The organism is Cupriavidus mimosae, assembly GCF_023952485.1.
Lineage (GTDB): Bacteria > Pseudomonadota > Gammaproteobacteria > Burkholderiales > Burkholderiaceae > Cupriavidus > Cupriavidus taiwanensis_C.
In genome coordinates this window covers 112,554-134,705 of the sequence record NZ_JALHRY010000016.1, presented here as the reverse complement: position 1 = coordinate 134,705, position 22,152 = coordinate 112,554, and the positions used below count along the sequence as shown (strand labels likewise).

Below are 22,152 nucleotides of genomic sequence, written 5' to 3'. Positions count from 1 at the left end.
TTCGAACGACATGCGCTTCGCCACGCCGCAAGGCTTCAATACCGGCGAACAGTTCTTCCAGTACCTGAAGGATGCGTTCGACGTGCTGTATGAAGAAGGCGATCCCGCGGGACAGGACAGCCCCAAGATGCTGTCGATCGGCATGCACTGCCGCCTGCTTGGCCGCCCGGGCCGCTTCCGCGCCCTGCAGCGCTTCCTCGACTACGTGCAGGGACACGACCAGGTCTGGATCTGCCGCCGTGTCGATATCGCCCGGCACTGGGCGCAGGCGCATCCGTTCCAGGCGGGCGACGCCGCTGCCGGAGCGCGCGCTGCATGCAGGGAAACCGCCCCGGCCTGACCCCGCGCCGTCGCTGTCGCCATAGTTGTGTACGATATAGCCGTGTTTCGTCGCCAGTTGCGGCGACAGGCTGAATGTCCGTACCCTGATATGGCAACCACACCGAAAAAGGCGGCGCCCGGCGCCGCCGCCAAAGCCCCGCGCCGGGCGGCCACCAGGGCCGCCCCCAAAACCGTGCCCAAAGCCGCAGCCAATGCCGCCCCGGACGACGAGACCGGCCAGGAAGGCGCCGCCAGCGAGGCTTCGGCCACCGAGGCGATCTACCTGAGCCTGCTCTACGCCATCATGGAACACCGCCTGCTGGCGGGCACCAAGCTGGTCGAGGAACGGCTGTGCGAAGTGACCGGGGCCAGCCGGGCGCGCATCCGCCAGGTGTTTGCGCGCCTGGCGCACGAGAAGCTGGTAACGCTGGTGCCCAACCGCGGCGCCTTTGTCTCCAGCCCCAGCGTGGACCAGGCGCGCGAGGTGTTCCAGGCGCGCCGCGTGGTCGAGCCCGCACTGGCCGCCGAACTCGCACAACGCGCCACGCCGGCCAAGGTGCGCAGCCTGCGCCGCCATGCCATGGAAGAAGACAACGCGCGCGCGCGCGGCGACCGCGCGGCGATGATCCGCCTGTCGGGCGAGTTCCATATCCTGCTGGCCGAGATGGCCGGCAACGCCATCCTGGAAAAGCTGATCCGCGAGATGGTGTCGCTGACCTGCCTGATCATCACGCTGTACGATCGCCCCGGCGCCCCCGCCTGCGCCGAGCACGAGCACCGGCAGTTGATCGATGCCATCGAGCAGCGCGATGCCGCGCGCGCCAGCGCGCTGATGGCGGAACACCTGGAACACATCGAAGGCTCGCTCGACCTGAGCATGCCGGACAGCGGCGCGCCGGACTTCTACAGCATCTTCAGCAAGGGCTGAAGCGGACCACGCAGGCCCGGGCCGGCATTGCACTCCGCGTCCGGCAGCCTAGACTGGCTGCATGACGAGGCGGCGCGCCAATGCGCCGCAGGGAGGTCCATCATGGCCACCATCGAGCCGCCCGCCACCACCGGGCGGGCGCCGCTGGCGTTCGCGCGGCTGTATGCGGATGCGGCCGGCGAATCGCACTTCGCGCCGCTTGCCGTTGCCGTCACCGAGCGCCTGTTCGCGCCGCCTGCGCGCGCGTTCTGGGTATCGCCGCTGCAGGAAGCCGCCCGGCAAGGCTTCCTGGTCGTGCCCGCTGGCTGGGTCGGCGAGCCCCATCCGTCGCCACTGCGCATGTGGATCTTCGTGCTGGGTGGCGCGATGGAATTCGAGGCGAGCGATGGCGAACGCCGCGCGCTGCCGACAGGCAGCGCACTGCTGCTCGAAGACACCACCGGCAAGGGCCACGCCAGCAAGGTGGTCGGCCCCGCCGACGCCACGCTCGCCGTGGTGCAGATGCCGGTTCCGCCGGCCTGAAGCCCATGACCGCGCCCGAGCCAGCGGCACCCTCCAAGCCGGCCCCGCAAGTGGTGCCCACCGGCTATCGCCAGGGCATCATCACCGCGATCACCGTGCTGCTGGGCTTCTCGCTGGGATTCTGGCGCTTCTGGGGCTTCGAAAGCCCGGGCGAATGGGACTGGCGCTCGCTGCTGGCGGCGGTGGCGCTGCTGGCCGCGGTGGTGCTGCAGATCGTCGCGCTGTTCCGCGCGCTGCGCGTCGAGGACGATGCAGTGCCGGAGTATCGCAAGACGGTGCGCTGCTTTATCGCCTCGGCCATCGCGCTGGTGATCGGCCTGGCCGCGGCGATGATCGATGCGGCGCTCGAAACCTAGGGTCCGATGATTTCAATGCTGTCGACACGGTCCGGATAGAACGCCAGGTACGCGCCGATGGCGGCAACGGCGGCATACGGCGCCTCATAGCTCCAGACCGCATTGCGCCCGCGCTCGCCGCCGCACGGAATGGAGAAGTAGCTGCAGTCGCCCTTGTACGGGCAGTAGGTGGCATGCGCGCTGCGCTCGAGCCGCGCCATGTCGACGTGCGCGCGCGGGATGTACTGCACCGGCGCATAGGCCGCCTCCTGCAGGGTCAGCGCGGCATCGCTGTCGGCAATCGTGATGCCGGCCACCTTGACCACCACCCTGCCGGCGGTCGGCGTGATGGTGATGGGATGGTCGGGGCCGGGGATCCTGACGGGCTTGCCTGGCATGATCGTGCTCCTGCATGGCGGGATGCAGGACATTCTAGGCGCTTGCCGGTCAATGTGCCGCGGGTGTGGTCGCCGGCCTATTCGACCTTGACGTTGGCCTTCTTCACCAGCGCGGCGTAGCGTGCGGCTTCGCTGCGGAAGAAGGCGGCGGCGGCCTCGGGCGTGCCGGGCTCGATCACCGTGCCCTGCTTCTTCATCGCTTCCAGCACTTCGGGAGACGTGAAGGCCTTGGCAAAGGCATCGTGCGTGCGTTTGACTTCGGCCGCCGGCATGCCGGCAGGGCCGATGACCGCGAACCAGCCGGCGACGTTGTAGCGCGGCAGGCCCTGTTCGGCGATGGTGGCAATGTCCGGCGCGGCGGCGCTGCGCTTGTCGCCGCACAGGCCGATGGCGCGCAGCGTGCCCGCCTTCAGGTGCGGCGCCACTGCGTTGAGCGCGACCACGCCCATTTCCACCTGTCCGGCCAGCAGGTCGTTGACCATCGGACCGGTGCCCTTGTACGGCACGTGACGTGCCGTCACGCCGGCCTCGTCCAGGAACATCTCGCCCGCCAGGTGGATGATGGTGCCGTTGCCCGACGAGGCGTAGTTGTAGCTGTCGGGCCTGGCCTTGAGCAGCGCCACCAGTTCCTTCACGTTCTTCGCCGGCACCTTGGGATTGACCACCAGCACCAGCGGCGTGGTGCCGAGCACGCTGATCGGGGTCACGTCCCGGATCGCGTCGAACGGCATGGTGCGGAACACGCTCGGGTTGATCACGTGGTTGTTCGACACCAGCCCCAACGTGCTGCCGTCGGGCTGCGCCTTGACCACCGCGGCGGCGCCGGTGATGCCGCCGGCCCCTGGCAGGTTCTCGATCACCACCGGCTGGCCGAAGGCCTTGCCCAGCGCCGGGCCGGCCGCGCGCGCGATGTTGTCGACGCCGGAGCCGGCGCTGATCGGCAGGATCAGGCGCACGGGCTTGCCCGATCCGCCCTGGGCCAGCGCTTCGAGGCCGGGGACGGCGAGGGTGACAGCGAGCATGGCGGGGAGCGCCAGCGCGGACTTGAGCAGGGTGCGACGTTGCATGCTTTGTCTCCGTAATCGTTATCGTAGGGCGTGGCGGGTGCCGCTGTGCCGCGGCATACCTCTCAGGCGCTTGCGCGGCGTTCCGTGCCGAGCCGCGCCAGGATTTCTTCGTTGTGCTCGCCGGCGCGGGGCAGCGGGCTGCGCACACCCGGGCGGCGCCCCCCCATCAGCAGCGGCAGCAGCACGGTGGGTGTGGTCGAGCCGTCGTCTGCCTGCATCGGCACCAGCCCGCCGCTGGCGAGCAGGTGCGGATCGTCGAGCAGTTGGTCCGGGCGCACGATCGGTGCATAGGGAATCCCTGCGGCTTCGAGCTTCGGCGCCAGTTCCGCGCAGCGATGGTGGCGCAGGATCGCACCCAGTTCTGCCAGCAGTTGCGGGCGCACGGCCACGCGCGAGGTGTTGCTGGCGTACTCCGGCTTGTCGACCAGTTCCGGATGCTGCAGCACGTGGCACAGCGTGACGAACTGCTTGTCGCTGACCGCGCCGATAAAGAGCTGCTCGTCCTGTGCCAGCGTGAACACGTCATACACGCTCCACGCCGACACGCGCGATGGCATCGGCGGCGGCGGCTCGCCGGTCATCGCGTATTGCTGCATGTGCTGCGAGGCCAGGAACACGCAGTTCTCGAACAGCGCGCTCTGGATCTCCTGCCCCTTGCCCGTGCGATCGCGCTCGCGCAGCGCGGCCAGCACGCCGATGGCGCCAAACATGCCGCCCATGATGTCGTTGACCGAGGTCCCGGCGCGCAGCGGCCGGCCGCTCGGGCCGGTCATGTAAGACAGGCCGCCCATCATCTGCACCACTTCATCGAGCGCCAGCCGGTGCTCGTACGGGCCGGGCAGGAAGCCCTTGTGCGACACGTAGATCAGGTGCGGGTAGTCGCGCGACAACGTGGCGTAGTCCAGCCCGAGCTTCTGCATCAGGCCGGGACGGAAGTTTTCCAGCAGGATGTCGCTCTGGCCCGCCAGTTCCGCCGCGGCGGCGCGGCCTGCGTCGGTGGTGATGTCGAGCACCACGCTCTTCTTGTTGCGGTTGAAGGCGCGGAAGAAGCCGATGCCCAGCCCAGGCAGGGTGCGGGTCTTGTCCCCGCCGGGCGGTTCGATCTTGATCACTTCGGCGCCCAGGTCGGCCAGGATCATGCCGCAGGTGGGGCCCATCACCATGTGCGTGAATTCGACCACGCGCACGCCGGCGAGCGGCAGGGAGTTGCTGTTGTCTTGGGTCATCTCTTGTCTCAGGCAGCGATGGCCGCGGGGCGGGCCGCGTAGGTCTTGGGCAGGCCGGCGCGCCACAGCGTGCCGTGCAGGGTCTCGTCGGGCAGCCAGCCGGCCATGTCTTCACGCAGCGCCAGCAGGCGCCCGATATCGATGCCGGTGCCGATGCGCATGCTGCCGAGCAGGTAGGCCAGGTCTTCGGTGGCCACGTTGCCGCTGGCACCGGGCGCATGTGGGCAGCCGCCGATGCCGGCCAGGCAGGCGTCGAAGCGGGTCACGCCGGCTTCGAGCGCGGCACAGACATTGGCCAGCCCGAGCCCGCGCGTGTCGTGGAAATGGCCGCACCAGAAGCGCTCGCCGGCGATAGCGACGGCACGCGCGAACAGCTCGCGCACCATGCGCGGATCGGCATAGCCGACGGTATCGGCCAGGCTGACGCGGTCGGCGCCGGCATCGAGCAGCGCCTGCATCAGCCGCAGCACTTCGTCGGCATCGACATGGCCCTGCAGGGTGCAGCCGAATGCGGTGCCGACGCCGCCTTCGATCAGCGTCTTCGCGCCGCTGGCATCGCGCGCGGCGCGGATGCGCGCCACTTCGGCAACGACTTCATCCGGCGTCTTGCGCAGGTTGGCCAGGCTGTGGGCATGGCTGGCCGACAGCGGCACGATCATCAAATCGGCGCCGCTGTCGAGCGCGTCCTGCGCGCCGCGCAGGTTGGGCACCAGCACCGAGGTGAACAGGCCCGGCAGCGTGCGCGCGAACGCGACCAGCTCGGCGGTATCGGCCAGTTGCGGCAGCAGGCGGGCGGGGACGAACGAGCCGACTTCCAGCTCGCACAGGCCGGCGGCGTGCGCGCCGCGGATCCAGGCGAGCTTGCGGGCGGTAGGCAGGATGGTGCGGATGCTTTGCAGGCCGTCGCGCAGTCCGACTTCGCGGATCACGGCCTGGCTGGGCAAGGAATGGGTCATGGTTCTCGGGGACTGGTGAGGCGTCTGTGCGGGGGCGACGGGACAACTCTATGAGTTTCTGCCGGCAAGCTGAAGCGATGGTTTACGCATCCAGACATGCCGAAACGGAAAGTCCTCCCGTGACCTCTGTCACGCTCCGGGATTTCCCGGATGCGATGTCATCGCGCGTCCAGGCGGCGTAGCATTCCAATCCGGAAACCAAGTCGCCCCCGTCATGCGAGACCTCGACCTCACCACGCTGCGCCTGTTCGTCGCCGTCTGCGAAACCCGCAACATGGCGCGCGCGGGCGAACAGGAACACATCGTCGCTTCCGCCATCAGCAAGCGGCTGGCGCAACTGGAAGAGACCGTTGGCGCTACGCTGCTGGAACGCCGCCGCCGCGGTGTCATCCCCACCCCCGCCGGCGAGATCGTGCTGGGTCATGCGCGCGCCATGCTGGCGGCGGCCGACCGCGTGACGCGCGACATGGTTGACTACGGCTCCGGCGTGCGCGGGCAGGTGCGCCTGCTCGCCACGGTGTCGATCATGGCGGAATCACTGCCGGACGACATCGCCGCCTTCATGCGGTTGCCAGCGCACCGAGACGTGCGCGTGACCATCGAGGAGAGCCTGAGCAGCGAAGTGGTGCGCGCGCTGCGCGACGGCACGGCGCCGCTGGGCATCTGCTGGGACGCGGCCGACCTGGAAGGCTTCCAGACGCGCCCGTACCGCGCCGATCACCTCGCCGCCGTGGTCTATCCCGGGCACCCGCTGGCGCGCGCGGACAGCTGCCGGTTCGAAGACACGCTGGACTACGACCAGATCGCCATGCCGGCGCAGACCGCGGTGCAGATCATGCTGACGCGCTATGCCGCGATCCTGGGCCGCCGCCTGGCGCATCGCGCGGTGGTGTCCACTTTCGACGCCGCGCTGCGCTGCGTGCGCGCCGAACTCGGCATCGTCATCATCCCGGCCGAGATCGCCACGCTGATTGCCACGGCCTTCGGCCTGCACGTGATTCCGCTGCGCGACGACTGGGCACGCCGGCGCTTTGCGATCTGCTGCCGCGACTTCGCACTGCTGTCGCCCGCGGCGCAGTTGCTGGTGCAGTTCCTGGAAGACGCCGCGGCGAAGGAAGCGGCGGGCGCCGTGCCTGCCCCGGCCCGGGCACGGCGCAGGCGGTAAGTCGCCGCGCAACTTCCTGTGCGTTTCGAGGGTTAGCCCGAGGCGTTTTCGCAAGCTTATGTTGCGTGCCGTTGCGTAGACTGGCTTGCGTTTTTTGCTGCCGGCCACGATGGTAAAGGCCGGGGCGAAGCCTGATCACGACAATGCGCGCCGCCACGGCGCAGGAGCACGCAAATGAACTTCAACGGCAAGAACGTACTGGTCACCGGCGCACGCGGCAACCTTGGGCGCGCGGTCGCGCACGCCTTTGCACAGGCCGGCGCGCGCGTGGTGCTGCTGGACCGTCACGACGCACCATTGCCGGAAGCCGGCAGCGGCCACCTGGCGCTGCAGGCCGACCTGCTCGATGCGGACAGCCTGGCCAAGGCCATCGGCGACGCCGTGCAGGCGTGCGGGCGCATCGACGTGGTGTGCAATCTGGCCGGTGGTTTTGCGATGGGCACGGGCATCCACGAGACCAGCCCCGCCGACTGGAACCGCCTGTTCGACATGAACGTGGGCACGGTGCTGAACATGGCGCGCGCGGTGGTGCCGCACATGCTGTCCGCGGGCGGCGGCGCCATCGTCAACGTCGGCGCCAATTCGGCGGCGCGCGGGCTGGCGCAGATGGGCGCCTACTGCGCCTCGAAGGATGCGCTGGCGCGCGTCACCGAATCGATGGCGGCCGAACTGCGCGACCAGGGCATCCGCGTCAACGCGGTGCTGCCCAGCATCCTCGACACGCCCGAGAACCGCCAGGCCATGCCGGATGCAGACAGCTCCCGCTGGGTCGGCCTGGACGCGCTGGCCGACGTGATCGTGTTCCTGGCGTCGGACGCGGCACGCGCCGTGCACGGCGCGCTGGTACCGGTGGTCAACCGCGCCTGACGCGCGGCCGGCGCGCCGCGGGCGCGGCCGCGCCGATGGCGCTGGCCGCTTCCTGGATCTGCTGGCGCAGCCAGCGCCGCAGCCGGTCAGCATCGGTGCGCGCGTGCCAGATCTGCATCATGTCGACCCGCGGCAGCGCGAACGGCACCGGCAGCATCACCAGGTCGGGATCGCGCGCCACCGCTTCCTGCGCGACCGAGCGCAGGCAGGTCAGCAACAGCGCCGAACCGCGCACCAGCCGGCTCGGCGCCAGGAAGCTCGACAAACCCGCCACCACCGTGCGCCGGTGTCCCAGCCGCGCCAGCGCGCGATCCACCACGCCGTTGAGATCGCCGGTCAGCGTGGTCAGCAGGTGCTCGCACGCCAGGAACGCGTCCAGGTCCAGGCCATTCGCGATGCGTCGATTGGTGCGCGAGGCCAGCACCACGAAATCCTCGCTGCCCAGCCGCTGCTGGTGGAAGGTGTCGGGCAGGTTCTCATAGAAGCCGGCGATCGCCAGGTCGCAGGTGCCCTTCTCCAGTTCCTCGCGCGGCAGCTCGCCGCGCGTGTTGTGCGTGACCAGCACCACCCCCGGCGCGTCGCGGCGCAGCCGCGGCAACAGCGCCGGCAGCAGCAGCTGCTCCATGTAGTCGGTGGTGTAGATGTGGACGGCCTCGCTGCGTGCCAGGAAATCGCGGCCGTCGCAGGCGTCGTAGAACGCATCCAGGTCCGCCACCAGCCGCTGCACCTGCGGCGCCAGCGCATGCGCGCGCGGCGTCGGCGTCAGGCCGCGCGGCGCGCGCACGAACAGCGGGTCGCCCAGTTCGTCGCGCAGCCGGTTCAGCTTGTGGCTCAGCGCCGGCTGGCTCAGCGCCATGCGCGCCGCCGCGCGCGAGGCGTTGCCTTCCTGGTACAGCACATGGAAGACGTAGAGCAGGTTCAGGTCCTTGCCGGCGATATTCATTTTTTGGATGGCAGGCATCGAAGATTCGACGTTTTCGAATCATAGCCAGCTGCGTAGGATGTTGCCAATGCCGGGGCTGCCCGGCCGACCGTGGACGCAAACCGGAGAACCAACATGAAAATCCTGATGGTGCTGACCTCGCACGACCAGCTTGGCAATACGGGCAAGAAGACCGGCTTCTGGCTGGAGGAATTCGCCGCGCCATACTACGTCTTCAAGGACGCAGGCGTTGACCTGACGCTGGCCTCGCCCAAGGGCGGCCAGCCGCCGATCGATCCCAAGAGCGACGATCCGGATGCGCAGACCGATGCGACCCGCCGCTTCCGCGCCGACACCGCCGCGCAGCAGGCACTGGCCAGCACGCTGACGCTGGACCAGGTGAAGGCCGACGACTTCGACGCGGTGTTCTATCCCGGCGGCCATGGCCCGCTGTGGGACCTGGCTGAAGACAAGCGTTCGATCGCGCTGATCGAGCAGTTCGACCGGCTCGGCAAGCCGGTGGGCGCCGTGTGCCATGCACCGGGTGTGCTGCGGCACGTCAAGGGCGCGGACGGGCAACCGCTGGTCAAGGGCAAGGAAGTCACCGGCTTTACCAACAGCGAGGAAGCGGCGGTGCAGCTGACCGAGGTGGTGCCGTTTCTGGTGGAGGATGTGCTCAAGGCCAGCGGCGGGCGGTTTACGCGCGGGGAGGACTGGGCCAGCCACGTGGCGGTGGCCGGGCGGCTGGTGACGGGGCAGAACCCGGCGTCGTCGGAGGCGGGGGCCGAGGCGGTGTTGAGGTTGTTGAAGTAAGGCCTACGGCGAATCGCGGCGTTCGATCCGCTGCCGGTTTGCTCCCTCTCCCGCACGCGGGAGAGGGAGTACACCAGCGGGAGTTACGAAGCTAGAGAATCACTGCGGCACCAGCTCCACCCTCTCCCGGCTCGCCTTCTCCACCGCCTTGCGCGTATAGACCAGCGGGAAATACTCGCCCTTGGCCCACAGCGGCGCGAGGTCGCGGTAATGCGGGCTGGCGGGATTGCCCGACTGCCCCGGCGTGTTGATCACGCGCGAGGCATCCCAGTTGCCGACGTCCAGCACCATGCGGAACGACGCGCCGGCGGTCAGCCGGAAATCGGTGTTGCGGTAGCTGGTGTTCATCGGCGTGAAGGCCGAACCGCCGATCGGGCCCGCATTGACGTTGAACTGCTGGCGTTCGGCATCGCTCAGGATCGGGTCCATCGGATGCGTGAACACGGCGGTGTGGAGCTTGCCCCATTGCCAGGCGCGCGGGTCCGGGCCGAGCTTGGCTTCGACCTCGGCCATGGCGGCCTTCAGCGATTCGAGCATCACCGCGTTGCGGCGCTCCGGCGGCATCCATGGCCCGGGCTGCTCCAGCACCGCCACCACGCGCGCGGCATCGCCGGCGCCGACCAGGCGTGCGGCTTCGGGCGGCAGCGCGGCGCGCACCACGGCCTGGCGCAGATGCTTGCTGAACCAGACCTCGAACAGCGCCGCGGCGGCGCTGTCGGCGCGCTCGTTGCCGTTCCAGCCACGCAGCAATTCAAGGCCGCGGGCCAGCTGCGGGTCATCGCTGCGCACCTCCTGCAGCAGTGCGACCACGCGCTGGGCCGGCAGCGACACGGTGTCGTTCTGCCACGCCATCGAATCCTGCACCGAGCTGCGCGGATTGGCGCCGACCACCGCCTTCAGCCGGCGCGCGCGCGAGCTGTCGCTCCATTCATAGCCCACGCCCAGCTTGGCGGCCGGGTGCTCGGGCGGGATGTTGTTTTCATTGGCGGTGACGATATAGCCGGGCGCGGGGTTATAGGCCCACGGCAGCTCGTCCATGTTGCGATAGCCGGCCCATTCATAGCGGCCGTCGCCGGCCACCGGCGTCAGGCCGTCCCAGTTGGGACGCTTGACGGTCAGCCCGCCCGGGATCCAGCCGATATTGCCGCCGGTGTCGGCATAGACCTGGTTCTCGCCAGGCGCGCCCCAGCGGTTCATGGCGGCGCGGAACTGGTCCCAGTTGCGCGCGCGCATGTAGTCCATCGAACCGAAGTACGGCGCCATGCCGTGGTCCAGCCACGCGGCGCGCAGCGCCCAGGCGTACCCGGATCCGGACACCAGCACCGGGCCGTGGCGGGTGAAGTCGAGCGTGACCTTGCGCGGCGCGGGCTCGCCCTTGACCGCGATCTCTTCGGTGATGGTCTCCATCGGCTCCCAGCGGCCCTTGTACTTGTACTCGCGCGGGTTGGCCGGGTTCAGCTCGTAGCCGTACAGGTCTTCCTGGTCCATGTAGAAGCGCGTCAGGCCAAAGGCAATGGTGCCGTTGTGGCCGATCGAGATGCCCGGCAGGAACGGCTCGCCGGCGCCGATCACCGACATCCCGGGCGCATTCAGGTGGCTGATGTAGCGCAGGCTGGGCGCGCCGTGCGAGCGGTGCGGGTCGTTGGCCAGGATCGGGCGGCCGGTGTTGGTGCGCTTGCCGCCGATGACCCAGTTGTTCGAGCCCAGGCTGCGGCCGGTATCGCTGTTGGCATCGACCACGGCGTAGAGTTGGTCCAGCGGGATGCCGGCGGCCCGGGCGTCGCCCCAGGCTTCCTTCGGGAAGCGCGCGGCGGCGGTGGCCAGTTCGTAGGCGCGGCGCAGTTCGGCCGCGGGCACGGTGCAGGGGTCGATGCCGGGGTTGAGCCCGGGTTCGACCTGCGGGTCCAGCTCGCGGCGCAGCCAGTCGGCGCGCGCGGCATGGGTCTTGGCCTCGCAGTAGAGGCGGGCGCGATCGACCTCGCCGGTGAAGTTCAGCGTCAGGCCGTGGTGGCGGATGCGCACGATGTCTTCGGCCTGCCAGCGCGCCGGCTTGTAGTTGAGCTTGCGGAATTCCGGCGGCAGCAGCTCGGGCTTCTGCTCGGTCAGCGCAACGTAGGCGTTCACCCCGGCGACAAAGGCCTCGGCCACGCGCTTGGCGTCGCTGCCATAGGCCAGCCATTCGCGGTACATGTCGCCGCGGAACAGCACCGCGCGCGCCATGCGGTCGCCATCGGCATAGGCCGGACCGAAGTCTTTGGCCATCTCGCCGAGCCCGCGCTTGCGCCACAGGTCGATCTGCCACAGGCGGTCACGCGCGGCCATGAAGCCCTGCGCATAGAAGGCGTCGTACAGCGTGCCGGCATAGATATGCGGCACGCCCCAGCGATCGACCAGCACGCTGGCGGGTTTTTCCAGGCCGGGCACGGCAAAGGTCTGCTGGCGGGCGGGCGCTTCGGCCATGGCGGCCGGGATAGCGGCAGGAAGGGCGGCGGCGAGCAGGGCCAGCGCAGCGGCCAGGCGGCGGGGGGTGCGTAACATCGGGTCTCCTCGTGTTGTGATGGCTGCAGATGTCTTGCAGTTCACACCGAAGATAGTGCATGGCCGGCCGCGGCGCGAGCGCCGCGGCCGATCTCCGCACGCCGCGTGGCGCGCCTCGGGCTCAGTAGACGTCGCGCCGGTAGCGGCCGTCGTCGGCCAGGCGGTGCAACACGTCCGCGCCCAGGATGCCGGCGAGCGCGTCATGGACGCCGCCGGCCATGCCCTGCAGGCTGCCGCAGACATAGATGGCCGCGCCGTCGGCCACCCATTGCCGCACGCCATCCGCCTGCAGGCGCAGCGCGTCCTGCACGTAGCGCGGCCCGCCGCCGTCGCGCGACCAGGCGTGATCTGCACGCGCCAGCGTGCCGTCCGCCAGCCAGCCGATCAGTTCCCCGGCAAAGAAGGCGTCATGCCGCGCCGAGCGCTCGCCGAACAGCAGCCAGTTGCGCCGCCGGCCGGCCGCGGCGCGGGCCTTGAGCTGGGCCCGCAGCCCGGCCAGCCCGGTGCCGTTGCCGACCAGGATCAACGGCCGCGCGTCCGCCGGCGGATGGAAACCGCGATTGGCGCGGATGCGCAGCGCGATGCGGCTGCCCGGCGCGGCGTGCTCGGTCAGCCAGCCCGAGGCCAGGCCGAGGCGGCCATCGTCGTGGCGGGTCTGGCGCACCAGCAACTCGAGCCGGCCGTCGCGCGGCAGCGAGGCGATCGAATATTCGCGATGCGGCAGCGGCGCCAGCGCATCGACCAGCGGTTGCGGCGCGACGCCCTGCATCGCGGCAAGGTGCGGCGCGGGCAGCGGCATGCGCGTGGACATGGCCACGGCCAGGGTAGTGTCGGCGCCATCGCAGCGCACCGGGGTGGCGCCGTCCAGGCCAAGCTGCGCCAGCAGCCGCTCGACTTCGGCCGGCGCGTGGCACGGGCCGATCTCGGCAATGTCGCCGGCCTGCCAGTTCGGCGCCGCGCCGTCCGGCGGCGCCAGCACCAGATGGAAGGCCGGCGCGCCCTGGCTGCCGGGGTTCAGGTGATGGCGCTGCGCCAGCCGCCAGTGCTGATAGCGCGGACGTTCCCAGTCGGCGATCTCGGCGCCGCCGCTCAGTGCCGACAGGTGGTTCTGCCAGTGGCGCAGCGCGCCGGCGTCGCCGTTGTCGACTTCGATCAGGTCGAACAGCGGCTGCGCGCGCTGGCGCCGCAGCCAGCCCTCCAGCGCATGGCCGAAGGCGCAGAAGCGCGCGTAGCTGCTGTCGCCAAGCGCAAGGATGCCGTAGCGCAGCCGGTGCAGGCCATCGGCTCCCGCCAGCAGGCGCCGGGCGAAGCCCGACGCGCTGTCGGGTGCGTCGCCCTCGCCGGTGGTGCTGACCACGAACAACGCCTGACGGCACGCTTGCAGGCGCCGGCCATCGACCTCGGCCAGCGACAGCAGCTGCACCGGCAGGCCCGCGCCCTGCAGCGCAGTGGCGGTCTGCAGCGCCAGCTGTTCGGCAAACCCGGTCTGGCTGGCATAGACCACCAGCGTCGCGCCGGCGTCCGTGCCTGCCAGCGCCGCCACCCCGGCGCGACGCTGGCGGTGATGCGCCACCACCGCGCCGCAGAACCCGGCGTACGCGGCGACCACGCCGGCGGCCATGGCCATGCGCGATGGCCCGAGCACGGACAACGCCACGCCGCCGGCCACGGCCAGCCAGCCAGTACCAGCGATGGCGGACGACACAGTGCTGCCGCTCATGCCAGCATCGCGGCAAAGGCCGGCGAAAGATGTTCGAGAAAACCGTCCGCGGTGCGCACCAGGAAGCGCGCGGCAATACCGTGGCGGCGCGCGTGCGCCATGCCGGCGTCGGGGCCCAGCACCGTCAGCGCGGTGGACAGCGCATCGGCCAGCATGCACTGCGCGTGGATCACCGTGACCGAGGCTAGCGCATGGCTGGCCGGATAGCCGGTGCGCGGATCGATGGTATGGGCAAAGCGGCGGCCATCGCTGTCGAAATAGCGGCGGTAGTCGCCGGAGGTGGCTACCGACAGCCCGTGCAGCGCCACCAGCGTTTGTTGCGCGGCATCGCTGCCCGGCCCCGGCGGCGCTTCCAGCGCGACCCACCACGGCATGCCATCGGGCTTGACGCCATGGCCGCGCAGTTCGCCGCCGATCTCGGTCAGGTGGTGCTCCACGCCCTGTTCGCACAGGTAGCGCGCCACCGCGTCGACGGCGAAGCCCTTGGCGATGGCGCCAAAGTCCAGCGCCACGCCGCCCGGCTGGCGGGCGCGCCGGCCCGCGGCATCGGTTTCGATGCGGGCCCAGCCGCAGCGGCTGCGCGCGGCCTGCACGTCGTCTGGCGACGGCGGCGCATGGCGCGCCGGGGCCGGACCGAAGCCCCACAGGTCGACCAGCGGCCCCGCGCTCGGGTCATAGGCGCCGCCGCTGTCACGCGCCACCTGCAGCGCGGCCTGCAGCACCGCGAAGCAATCTGCCGGCAAGGCGTGCCAGCTTCCCGGCGGTGCGCGGTTGAACCGGCCCAGGTCGGAATCCGCTTCCCAGTTGCTCATCTGCGCGATCACGCGCTCGAGCACGGCCCGGATGCCGGCGGCGATGGCGCCGGCATCCGCGTCCGGCGGCAGCAGCGCCGCCACCGACCAGCTCGTGCCCATGGTGGGCCCGCCCCAGCGCTGCAGGCGCGCATCGGCGAGCGGCGGCTCGGGCGGCGCGCTCAGCGCAACGGGTACCAGCACGCGGTTCACGCCGTGCAACCTTATTGCGGCAGCACTTCCACCGTCACCGCATAGACGGCGCGGCGCGACCTGGCCTGCTTGAAGGTGGTCTTGTCGTCCTTGACCTCGGCTTCCATCCAGTACATGCCCGCGGCCGGCCACTTGACGCTGAACTTGCCATCGGCGTCGGTGGTGGCGCTGAATTCCTGCAGCTGGTCGCGGTAGCGGATGCCGCCCGGCACCACCGCCACCTTCAGGTTGCTGGCGGGCTTGCCGTCGAGCAGCAGGCGGAAGCTGGCGGTGTCGCCGGCGACCAGATCGTTCGGGTGCGTGATCGGCGCCAGCTCCAGGCCGCGGCCGACGGTGCGCAGGCCCTTGTCGCTGGGCTTGCCGGCGGTAACGAAGGATTCGATGCGGCCTTCGGCCTGCGTGACCTGCAGGTCCTGCGCGTTGGCCGGGATTTCCCTGGCGAAGTTTTCGGCGCTGCCGCGCCAGCGCTTGGGCTGGCCGTCGACCTTGTAGCTGGCGAACAGGCCGTTGTTGACCACCGCCACGCGATACGTGCCCGGCTGGGTCAGGTGCAGGTCGAAGGTGCTGCGGTACTTTCCGGTGGCTGCGTTCTGGGCCTTGACCGCGCTGCCGTCGGGGGCGGTCACCTGCAGGTTGTCGAGCCGCATCGGCACGTGCTCGAAGTAGAACAGGTCGTTCGAGACCGCGGCGTCGACGGTCACCCACGGATCGCTGCCGGACAGCACGGTGGCCGACGGCAGCAGCCACTGGCGATGCGCGTGCGCGGCCAGCGGCGCGAGCGCGGCCAGCGCCAGGACAGCGGCGCGCAGCGCCAGGCGGGAAGATGCGGCGGACATCAGGGAAGGTTTCATGGTCGGGCTCCGGGAAGGTTAAGGCTTCAGGTCGACGGTGACGCCGCCGAGTTCGTGTTCGCCCTTGGCGCGGGCGCTCTGTGCCGATTGCGGCGGCCACGTGAACGGCACGCGCAGCAGCTCGCGCCCGCCCACTTCACGCGCGGCCTCCACCACCAGCTGGTAGTTGCCGGCGGGCAGCTTGCCCAGCGGCGCCTTGCCGTCGCTGAAGCTGACGCTGTGCTCGCCCGGGGCGCGCGTGGCGCCGGAGATGCCGTCGGCCGGCATGTGCAGGTCGCGGCCGGCCTTGCGCCACCACTGGCGCATGTCCTTGAGCCACTTGGTGCCCTCGCTGTCCTTGAGCTTGCCGTCGTACCAGACCGCCAGCGTCTGCACCGGACTCTGGTCGGCGCGCTCGACCCACATCGCCACATAGGGGCGGTGGTACTCGGCCACGGTCAGGCGCGGGATGTCGACCTTGACGTTCAGGTCCGCGGCCAGCGCGGGGCCGGCCAGCGGCACGGCGGCCATGCCGGTCAGGGAGACGGAGAGCAGTCGGCGCATATCGGGAGAAACCTCGTCAGTGAGATGCAGGAAGAAGATCGGCGCGAGCGCGACCGATCAGTGGATAAACAGGAGCGCCAGCAGCACCGGCACCACCAGACCCAGGCCCACCAGCGGCCAGGTCGCCACGCGCCCGCCCGCGTGCAGCTTGAGCAGGAACAGGCCGGTCACGCAGAACACCAGGCACGCCAGCGCGAACGCGTCGAGAAACAGGCTCCACGCCGCGCCGGTGTGGCGGCCTTTGTGCAGGTCGTTCAGGTACGAGATGGCTCCGCGCGACGTGTTCTCGTACTGCGCCTCGCCGCTGTCGAGCGCGATGCTGACCCAGGCGTCGCCGCCCGGGCGCGGCAGCGCCACGTAGATTTCGTCGGCAGACCATTCCGCGTCGCGCCCGCTGGCGTCGATATCCAGCGCCCGCGCCAGCCAGTCGTCCAGCACCGCCGGCACCGGCGCCCTGCTCTCGCTCGCCTGGGCGGTCTCAGCCGGGGCCGCGCTCCGCACCTGTTCGAGCACGCGCGGGGGCAGCGTCGCGTGCCGGGTCTGCACGGCGGTCCTGCCCTCGATCTGGCCGGCGTGGTTCAGCGTGAAGCCGGTGACCGCGAACAGCAGCATCCCGACCAGGCAGATCGCGGAACTGATCCAGTGCCATTGGTGAAGATGCTTGAGCCAGAAGGCGCGGCGCTGCTGGCCGGCGGCCGGCTGGGTGTCGGTCATTGCGGTGGATGGGCGGCGCTGGCCGCAAAAGGTATTGTGATATTCAAGTCACAACTAGATGAAAAACAAAAGGATAATCGTTCTCATTTGAAATCACAACGAGACGTCGTCCACGATTGTTTACAGCCCGTTACAGCTGCTTCGGACGGGCCTGAGGCCCGGACGCTGCAGTACCGGCAGCGGCACCGAGCTTTCACGACATACTTGCGGTACAACCCGCAAGTATGTCGTTTACCCCAATTCACGTTAACTTGCGGTGCGTACCGCTTGTAAATAGAATGCGCCGCATGATGACGAAACTTGCCGCCACCCCTTTGATCCCGGAAGAGGCCGCAAACGCGGCCTCCCGGACAAAGCGTCCACGTCGGACGCAGGCCGAACGAGTCGCGGAGTCTGATCGCCGCCTCCTGGAAGCGGCAACCCGCCTGGTTGCCGAGCGTGGCTACACCCATACAACGCTCGAGGCCACAGGCATTGAAGCAGGCTATAGCCGAGGCCTGGTCCAGCACCGCTTCGGTACCAAAGACCGTCTGCTCGAAGAGCTCATCAAGCATATTGCAGACACCCACCGCGAGCGCTTGCTGGCGCGCATGCGCGGGCTCAGGGGTCTGGATGCCATCTTTTGCGAAATTGACTGTTATCTGGAAGGCATGGACAACCCGTCCGTCAATTCCCGCGCCTTCTTTGTGCTGATGCTCGAATCCATCGGGCCGGCGCCACATATCCGACCGACATTCGCAGCCATCAGTGCACGCTGGCACCGCGCTATCACGCGGCACATCGAAGCCGGTCAGCGAGCTGGCGAAATTCGCCCTGACATCAACGCAGCGGATGAAGCGCAGTTGCTGATTGCCACCGTACGCGGTCTGCGCACGCAATCCATGCTGAGTCCGACGACCAGCAATGTCGCGGTCGCTATCCAGGCGCTGAAGGATAGCCTGAGCGCCCGGCTGCGCGTGCCGCTACAACAAGACTAGCTCCTGCTTTTTTTCCGCCCCCAACGCCGGCGTCGCAACGCCCGGTGGGGCGGCGCTCGTGCTGAATGCCGGGCTGCCGGCGAGCCGGCGCCGCGAAATTCATATCACAAGGAGACAACCGGTGAAGGTCATCGCAACCATGCTGCTTGGGGCGGCAAGTTTCATTGCTTCGGCGACATCTGCAGAGCCGGCTTATCCAGCCCGGCCGATCCGTTTGATAGTAGGCTTCGCCGCCGGCAGCATCACTGACATTACGGCGCGGCAGATTGCCGTCGGAATGGGTAAAGAGCTGGGCCAGCCTGTCGTGGTGGACAACCGCACCGGCGCCGGCGGCAATATCGCCAGCGCCGAACTGGCGCGGGCTCGCCCCGACGGCTACACGCTGATGGCGACTACACCCGGGCAGCTGGTGGTGAATCCGTTGACCCAGAAAGCCATCGGCTTCGACCCTGGGACCAGGTTCACGCTCATCAGCCTCGTCAATGAGGGTCCCTTCGTCTTTGTGGTGCCAGCAAACTCCAGATTCCAAAGCGTGCCGCAGCTGGTAGCCTGGGGCAAGACCAATGGGGGCAAGCTCACTTACGCCTCGGCCGGCATCGGCACAACCTCGCACATCGCTGCCGAGATGTTGCAGGTATTCGGCGGCATCAAGGCCGTGCATGTGCCCTATCGCGGAGGCTCGCAGGCGACCAACGACCTCATTGCGGGGCGTGTCGATTTCATGGTCGACAGTCTCGGCTCCGTCGCGCCGCAAGTGCAGGCAGGTCAGATCCGGGTCCTGGCAACGGGTGGCGCCAGCCGCCTGCCTCAGTTTCCGGACATACCCACGCTATCGGAAACGTACCCGGACTTCATCGCTTCGTCCTGGCTAGGCGTGACAGGGCCGCCAGGTCTTGCGCCGGGTGTCGTCAGCGCCCTGGCCAGGGCGGTCGAGCGCAGCGCACGCGACCCACACTTCGTGGCAAGCCTCGAGCAGCGCGGCGGCCGTGTTGCCAAGCCGGGACCGGACGCATTCTCGTCGCTGGTGGACAAGGAACGCGCTCGCGTCGAGCGCACTATCGTGAGGGCGGGAATCACGCTTGAATGAGCCATCCCGCCACAGCCGCCACCGCCACCACCAGCCACGGCGGCAGCCGCCACCGCATCAGCGCCACCAGCGCCAGCGCCACCAGCACGATGTCCAGCGGGCCCTGCACCGCGCTGGTCCACACCGGATGCCATAGCGCCGCCAGCAGCAGGCCGACCACGCCGGCATTGACGCCGGCCAGCGCCGCCTGGGCGCGCCGGTTGCGGCGCAGGCTTTCCCAGAACGGCAGCGCACCCAGCACCAGCAGCGCGCCGGGCAAAAAGATGGCCAGCGTGCACAGCAGTCCGCCGGCAATGCCGGTGGGCGGGTTCTGCATGGCTGCGCCGAGGAACGCGGAGAAGGAAAACAGCGGCCCCGGCATCGCCTGCGCCGCGCCGTAGCCGGCCAGGAAGACTTCCTTGCCGACCCAGCCAGGGGTCACCACGGCCGCATCCAGCAGTGGCAGCACCACGTGCCCGCCGCCGAACACCAGCGCGCCGGCGCGGTAGAAGGCGTCGAACACACGCACGGCCGGGTCGGCGGCCCACTGCGCCAGCAGCGGCAGGCCGGCCAGCAGCGCGGCAAACAGCACCAGCGCCAGCACGCCGCCGCGATGCGTCACCGGCAGGCGCAGCGGTTCATGCGCGCCGCCCAGCGCCGGCCGCAACAAGGCCATCCCGGCGACCGCGGCGGCGGCCATCAGGGCCACCTGCGCCCACGGCCCCGGCCACGCCAGCACGGTGCCGGCGGCTACCAGCATGATGGCGATGCGCACCGGGCCGACGCACAGCGTCCGCGCCATGCCCCACACCGCCTGCGCCACCACCGCCACCGCCACCAGCTTCAGCCCGTGCAGCACGCCCGGCGCCGCCGCCATGCCGTAATGGGTCACCCCCAGCGCGAACACGATCATGGCCAGCGCCGACGGCAGCGTGAAGCCCACCCATGCCGCCAGGGCGCCGCCATAGCCGGCGCGCGCCAGCCCCAGCGCGATGCCGGTCTGGCTGCTGGCCGGCCCGGGCAGGCACTGGCACAGCGCCACCACATCGGCATAGGCGGCCTCGCTGAGCCAGCCGCGCCGGCGCACCAGTTCCTCGCGGAAAAACGCCAGGTGGGCCACCGGGCCGCCGAACGAGGTCAGGCCGAGCCGCAGGAAGATCAGGAACACGGCAAGCGGGCCGTCGTGGCCGCGGGTGTCATCGGAGGGACTGGGCAAGGAAGCCATGGGGCGGTTTGCGGGCAAACGGATGGGCGTGCGGAGGACAGCGCAGATTCTGACCGATTTTGCGGCCCGGGGTGACAAAGCGAAGGCGACAGCACGCGCCCATGCCGTACCGGGGGAGGAAGCGTTGCATAACGCACAGCGCCGATCCAGTTTTGAAACCAATCAACCATACTGATGGTGTGGCGAACCTACCTCAATCAAGTTACGTCCGTTTTGCGCCGTTATGCCGCAGACGCATGCGCCGTCGGCCTTTGTCCCCCTTGCTGGCCGCTACGCGCGTCACCCCGGCGTGGCACGGCGATGCGCATCACCGATGAGAAGCGTAAAGCGCGAGAAGATGGAGGAGTGGAAGCGATGCTGCACAACCTGAGCCTGAAGAAAAAACTGCTGTTGCCGCTGGTGCTGAGCTGGGTCTGCCTGCTCGGCATCACGCTGTGGAACGCGTGGCACATCCGCACGCTGCGCATGGAAGAGCGCCGGCTCGACCTGGCCCACGTCACCGACACCGCGGTCTCGGTGGTGGCCGAGTACGAGGCCCTGGCCAAGGCCGGCAAGCTGCCCGCCGAGGAAGCGAAGCAGCAGGCGATCGAGCGCGTGCGCGCGATGCGCTTCGGCGCCGACGGCTATTTCACGCTGATGCGATCCGACACCGTGGTGCTGATGCACCCGTTCAAGCCTGAGATGAACGGCAAGGCGATGGAGGGCATGAAGGACCCGAACGGGGTCTACCTGTTCCGCGACATCGCCGCGATCGGCAGGGGCCCGGGCAAGGGCTTCATCGAATACTTGTGGCCCAAGCCGGGTGCGCAGGCGCCGCAGCCGAAGCTGAGCTACGTGGCCAACTTCCGTCCGTGGGACTGGAACTTCATCGCCGGGCTGTACCTGGACGACATCGAGGCGGCGTTCCGCCAGGAGCTGTGGAAGGCGCTGGGGCTGCTGCTGGCGGTCGGCGCGCTGATGTCGCTGGTGATGGTGCGGGTCGCGGCCAGCCTGCAGCGCCAGCTGGGCGGCGAGCCGGCCACCACCGCGCAGATCGCCGGGCGCATTGCCGAAGGCGACCTGGCCGGCCAGGTCGAGTTGCGCGCCGGCGACCAGCACAGCGTGCTCCATGCCATGCACCGCATGCAGTCGCGCCTGACCGGCGCGATCGGCAGCATCCGCGGCTCGGCCGATTCGATTGCCGGCGCGGCCAAGCAGATTGCCGCGGGCAACGCCGACCTGTCGCGCCGCAGCGAGGAACAGGCCGCGTCGCTGCAGGAAACCGCCGCCAGCATGGAGCAGCTCACCAGCACCGTGCGCCAGAGCGCCGAGAACGCGCGCCAGGCCAGCCACCTGGCCGAGGGTGCGTCGGACATCGCCGTGCGCGGCGGCGCCATCGTCAGCCAGGTGGTGGACACCATGGGCGAGATCAAGAGCGCCTCGGGCAAGGTGGTCGACATCATCGGCGTGATCGAGGGCATTGCCTTCCAGACCAATATCCTGGCGCTCAACGCGGCGGTCGAGGCGGCCCGCGCCGGCGACCAGGGCCGCGGCTTCGCGGTGGTGGCCGGCGAGGTGCGCACGCTGGCCCAGCGCAGCGCCACCGCAGCCAAGGAGATCAAGGCACTGATCGGCAATTCGGCGCAGCGTGTGGAGGACGGCGCGGTGCTGGTCGAGAACGCCGGCAAGGCGATGGACGAGATCGTCGACGCGGTCAAGCGGGTGACCGACCTGATGGGCGAAATGCGCGCCGCCACCGAGGAGCAGACCGGCGGCATCGAGCAGGTCAACCAGGCGGTGTCGCAGATGGACCAGATGGCGCAGCAGAACGCGGCGCTGGTGGAACAGGCCGCGGCCGCCGCCGCGTCGCTGGAGGACCAGGCCGAGGCGCTGCACCGCGCCGTGGGCCAGTTCCGCCTGGCGGCCTGAGCAGCGCCCCACTCCCCCCTGCGCGCGCCTGCCGCCCGGCGTGCCTGCGTGTATGATGAAGCGAAGCCGGCCGCACAGGCGGCCGG

At 69.5% G+C, this 22,152-nt stretch carries 21 protein-coding genes and 1 pseudogene; 10 read left to right on the top strand and 12 right to left on the bottom strand.

What is annotated here, in order from left to right; genetic code table 11:
- The 4 genes and pseudogenes from MKD50_RS25145 to MKD50_RS25130 form a co-directional block, all read left to right on the top strand.
- Positions 1–340, top strand: a pseudogene (locus tag MKD50_RS25145) (allantoinase); the annotation flags it as partial.
- A 90-nt stretch (positions 341–430) separates the two neighbouring features.
- Complete coding sequence (locus MKD50_RS25140) at positions 431–1,249, top strand: GntR family transcriptional regulator (protein WP_256503870.1); 819 nt, start codon at positions 431–433, stop codon at positions 1,247–1,249.
- 102 nt (positions 1,250–1,351) lie between these two features.
- Complete coding sequence (locus tag MKD50_RS25135) at positions 1,352–1,771, top strand: cupin domain-containing protein (protein WP_252669164.1); 420 nt, start codon at positions 1,352–1,354, stop codon at positions 1,769–1,771.
- A 5-nt stretch (positions 1,772–1,776) separates the two neighbouring features.
- The gene (locus MKD50_RS25130; RefSeq protein WP_115681982.1) at positions 1,777–2,127 is read left to right on the top strand and encodes a hypothetical protein; all 351 of its coding nucleotides are present in this window, start codon (positions 1,777–1,779) and stop codon (positions 2,125–2,127) included.
- On the opposite strand, the gene MKD50_RS25125 is transcribed toward MKD50_RS25130, so the two are convergent.
- The 4 genes from MKD50_RS25125 to MKD50_RS25110 all read right to left on the bottom strand — a co-directional run bounded on the left by MKD50_RS25125 (position 2,124) and on the right by MKD50_RS25110 (position 5,753).
- Positions 2,124–2,504, bottom strand: a complete 381-nt coding sequence (locus MKD50_RS25125; RefSeq protein ID WP_240071279.1) for a DUF427 domain-containing protein — start codon at positions 2,502–2,504, stop codon at positions 2,124–2,126. The genes MKD50_RS25130 and MKD50_RS25125 overlap by 4 nt on opposite strands.
- A gap of 77 nt (positions 2,505–2,581) precedes the next feature.
- On the bottom strand, positions 2,582–3,571 hold the full coding sequence (locus MKD50_RS25120) for a Bug family tripartite tricarboxylate transporter substrate binding protein (RefSeq protein WP_240071280.1): 990 nt from the start codon (positions 3,569–3,571) through the stop codon (positions 2,582–2,584).
- A 62-nt stretch (positions 3,572–3,633) separates the two neighbouring features.
- Positions 3,634–4,797 (bottom strand): CaiB/BaiF CoA transferase family protein, encoded by a 1,164-nt coding sequence (locus MKD50_RS25115; RefSeq protein WP_115699240.1) that lies wholly within the window; start codon positions 4,795–4,797, stop codon positions 3,634–3,636.
- An 8-nt stretch (positions 4,798–4,805) separates the two neighbouring features.
- The gene (locus MKD50_RS25110; protein ID WP_252669162.1) at positions 4,806–5,753 is read right to left on the bottom strand and encodes a hydroxymethylglutaryl-CoA lyase; all 948 of its coding nucleotides are present in this window, start codon (positions 5,751–5,753) and stop codon (positions 4,806–4,808) included.
- 214 nt (positions 5,754–5,967) lie between these two features.
- On the opposite strand from MKD50_RS25110, the gene MKD50_RS25105 reads away from it, so the two are divergent.
- Positions 5,968–6,918: a LysR family transcriptional regulator gene (locus MKD50_RS25105; RefSeq protein ID WP_252669160.1), complete on the top strand. Its 951-nt coding sequence runs from the start codon at positions 5,968–5,970 to the stop codon at positions 6,916–6,918.
- A 174-nt stretch (positions 6,919–7,092) separates the two neighbouring features.
- A complete protein-coding gene (locus tag MKD50_RS25100) occupies positions 7,093–7,785 on the top strand; it encodes an SDR family NAD(P)-dependent oxidoreductase (protein WP_252669158.1) in 693 nt (230 codons plus the stop codon).
- Here the strand turns inward: MKD50_RS25100 and MKD50_RS25095 are convergent.
- Positions 7,772–8,746, bottom strand: a complete 975-nt coding sequence (locus MKD50_RS25095) for a LysR family transcriptional regulator (RefSeq protein ID WP_252669157.1) — start codon at positions 8,744–8,746, stop codon at positions 7,772–7,774. The genes MKD50_RS25100 and MKD50_RS25095 overlap by 14 nt on opposite strands.
- Before the next feature lie 96 nt (positions 8,747–8,842).
- Between MKD50_RS25095 and MKD50_RS25090 the strand changes: the two genes are divergently transcribed.
- Positions 8,843–9,520, top strand: a complete 678-nt coding sequence (locus tag MKD50_RS25090; protein ID WP_252669156.1) for a type 1 glutamine amidotransferase domain-containing protein — start codon at positions 8,843–8,845, stop codon at positions 9,518–9,520.
- Between the two features lie 99 nt (positions 9,521–9,619).
- On the opposite strand, the gene MKD50_RS25085 is transcribed toward MKD50_RS25090, so the two are convergent.
- The 6 genes from MKD50_RS25085 to MKD50_RS25060 form a co-directional block, all read right to left on the bottom strand.
- The gene (locus MKD50_RS25085; RefSeq protein WP_252669155.1) at positions 9,620–12,058 is read right to left on the bottom strand and encodes a penicillin acylase family protein; all 2,439 of its coding nucleotides are present in this window, start codon (positions 12,056–12,058) and stop codon (positions 9,620–9,622) included.
- 121 nt (positions 12,059–12,179) lie between these two features.
- Complete coding sequence (locus MKD50_RS25080) at positions 12,180–13,778, bottom strand: sulfite reductase subunit alpha (RefSeq protein ID WP_252669154.1); 1,599 nt, start codon at positions 13,776–13,778, stop codon at positions 12,180–12,182.
- A complete protein-coding gene (locus MKD50_RS25075; RefSeq protein ID WP_371925394.1) occupies positions 13,775–14,782 on the bottom strand; it encodes an FAD:protein FMN transferase in 1,008 nt (335 codons plus the stop codon). The genes MKD50_RS25080 and MKD50_RS25075 overlap by 4 nt, the downstream gene beginning before the upstream one ends.
- 11 nt (positions 14,783–14,793) lie before the next feature.
- Positions 14,794–15,633, bottom strand: coding sequence for a DUF4198 domain-containing protein (locus MKD50_RS25070; RefSeq protein WP_115699248.1), 840 nt, complete (start codon positions 15,631–15,633; stop codon positions 14,794–14,796).
- Positions 15,634–15,651: 18 nt separating this feature from the next.
- Positions 15,652–16,176 (bottom strand): DUF2271 domain-containing protein, encoded by a 525-nt coding sequence (locus MKD50_RS25065; protein WP_252669152.1) that lies wholly within the window; start codon positions 16,174–16,176, stop codon positions 15,652–15,654.
- A gap of 57 nt (positions 16,177–16,233) precedes the next feature.
- Positions 16,234–16,890, bottom strand: a complete 657-nt coding sequence (locus MKD50_RS25060; RefSeq protein ID WP_115699250.1) for a PepSY-associated TM helix domain-containing protein — start codon at positions 16,888–16,890, stop codon at positions 16,234–16,236.
- Positions 16,891–17,177: 287 nt separating this feature from the next.
- Between MKD50_RS25060 and MKD50_RS25055 the strand changes: the two genes are divergently transcribed.
- Together MKD50_RS25055 and MKD50_RS25050 are read left to right on the top strand one after the other, a co-directional pair.
- On the top strand, positions 17,178–17,867 hold the full coding sequence (locus tag MKD50_RS25055; protein WP_115699251.1) for a TetR/AcrR family transcriptional regulator: 690 nt from the start codon (positions 17,178–17,180) through the stop codon (positions 17,865–17,867).
- Between the two features lie 121 nt (positions 17,868–17,988).
- The gene (locus MKD50_RS25050; protein WP_252669150.1) at positions 17,989–18,954 is read left to right on the top strand and encodes a Bug family tripartite tricarboxylate transporter substrate binding protein; all 966 of its coding nucleotides are present in this window, start codon (positions 17,989–17,991) and stop codon (positions 18,952–18,954) included.
- On the opposite strand, the gene chrA is transcribed toward MKD50_RS25050, so the two are convergent.
- Positions 18,941–20,158 carry a chromate efflux transporter gene (gene chrA / locus MKD50_RS25045; RefSeq protein WP_252669148.1) on the bottom strand — a complete coding sequence of 406 codons (1,218 nt, stop codon included), beginning with the start codon at positions 20,156–20,158 and terminating at the stop codon, positions 18,941–18,943. The genes MKD50_RS25050 and chrA overlap by 14 nt on opposite strands.
- Before the next feature lie 354 nt (positions 20,159–20,512).
- Here chrA and MKD50_RS25040 point away from each other — a divergent pair, with 354 nt between their 5' ends.
- Positions 20,513–22,066, top strand: a complete 1,554-nt coding sequence (locus MKD50_RS25040; RefSeq protein ID WP_252669146.1) for a methyl-accepting chemotaxis protein — start codon at positions 20,513–20,515, stop codon at positions 22,064–22,066.
- The last annotated feature ends 86 nt before the right edge of the window (positions 22,067–22,152 follow it).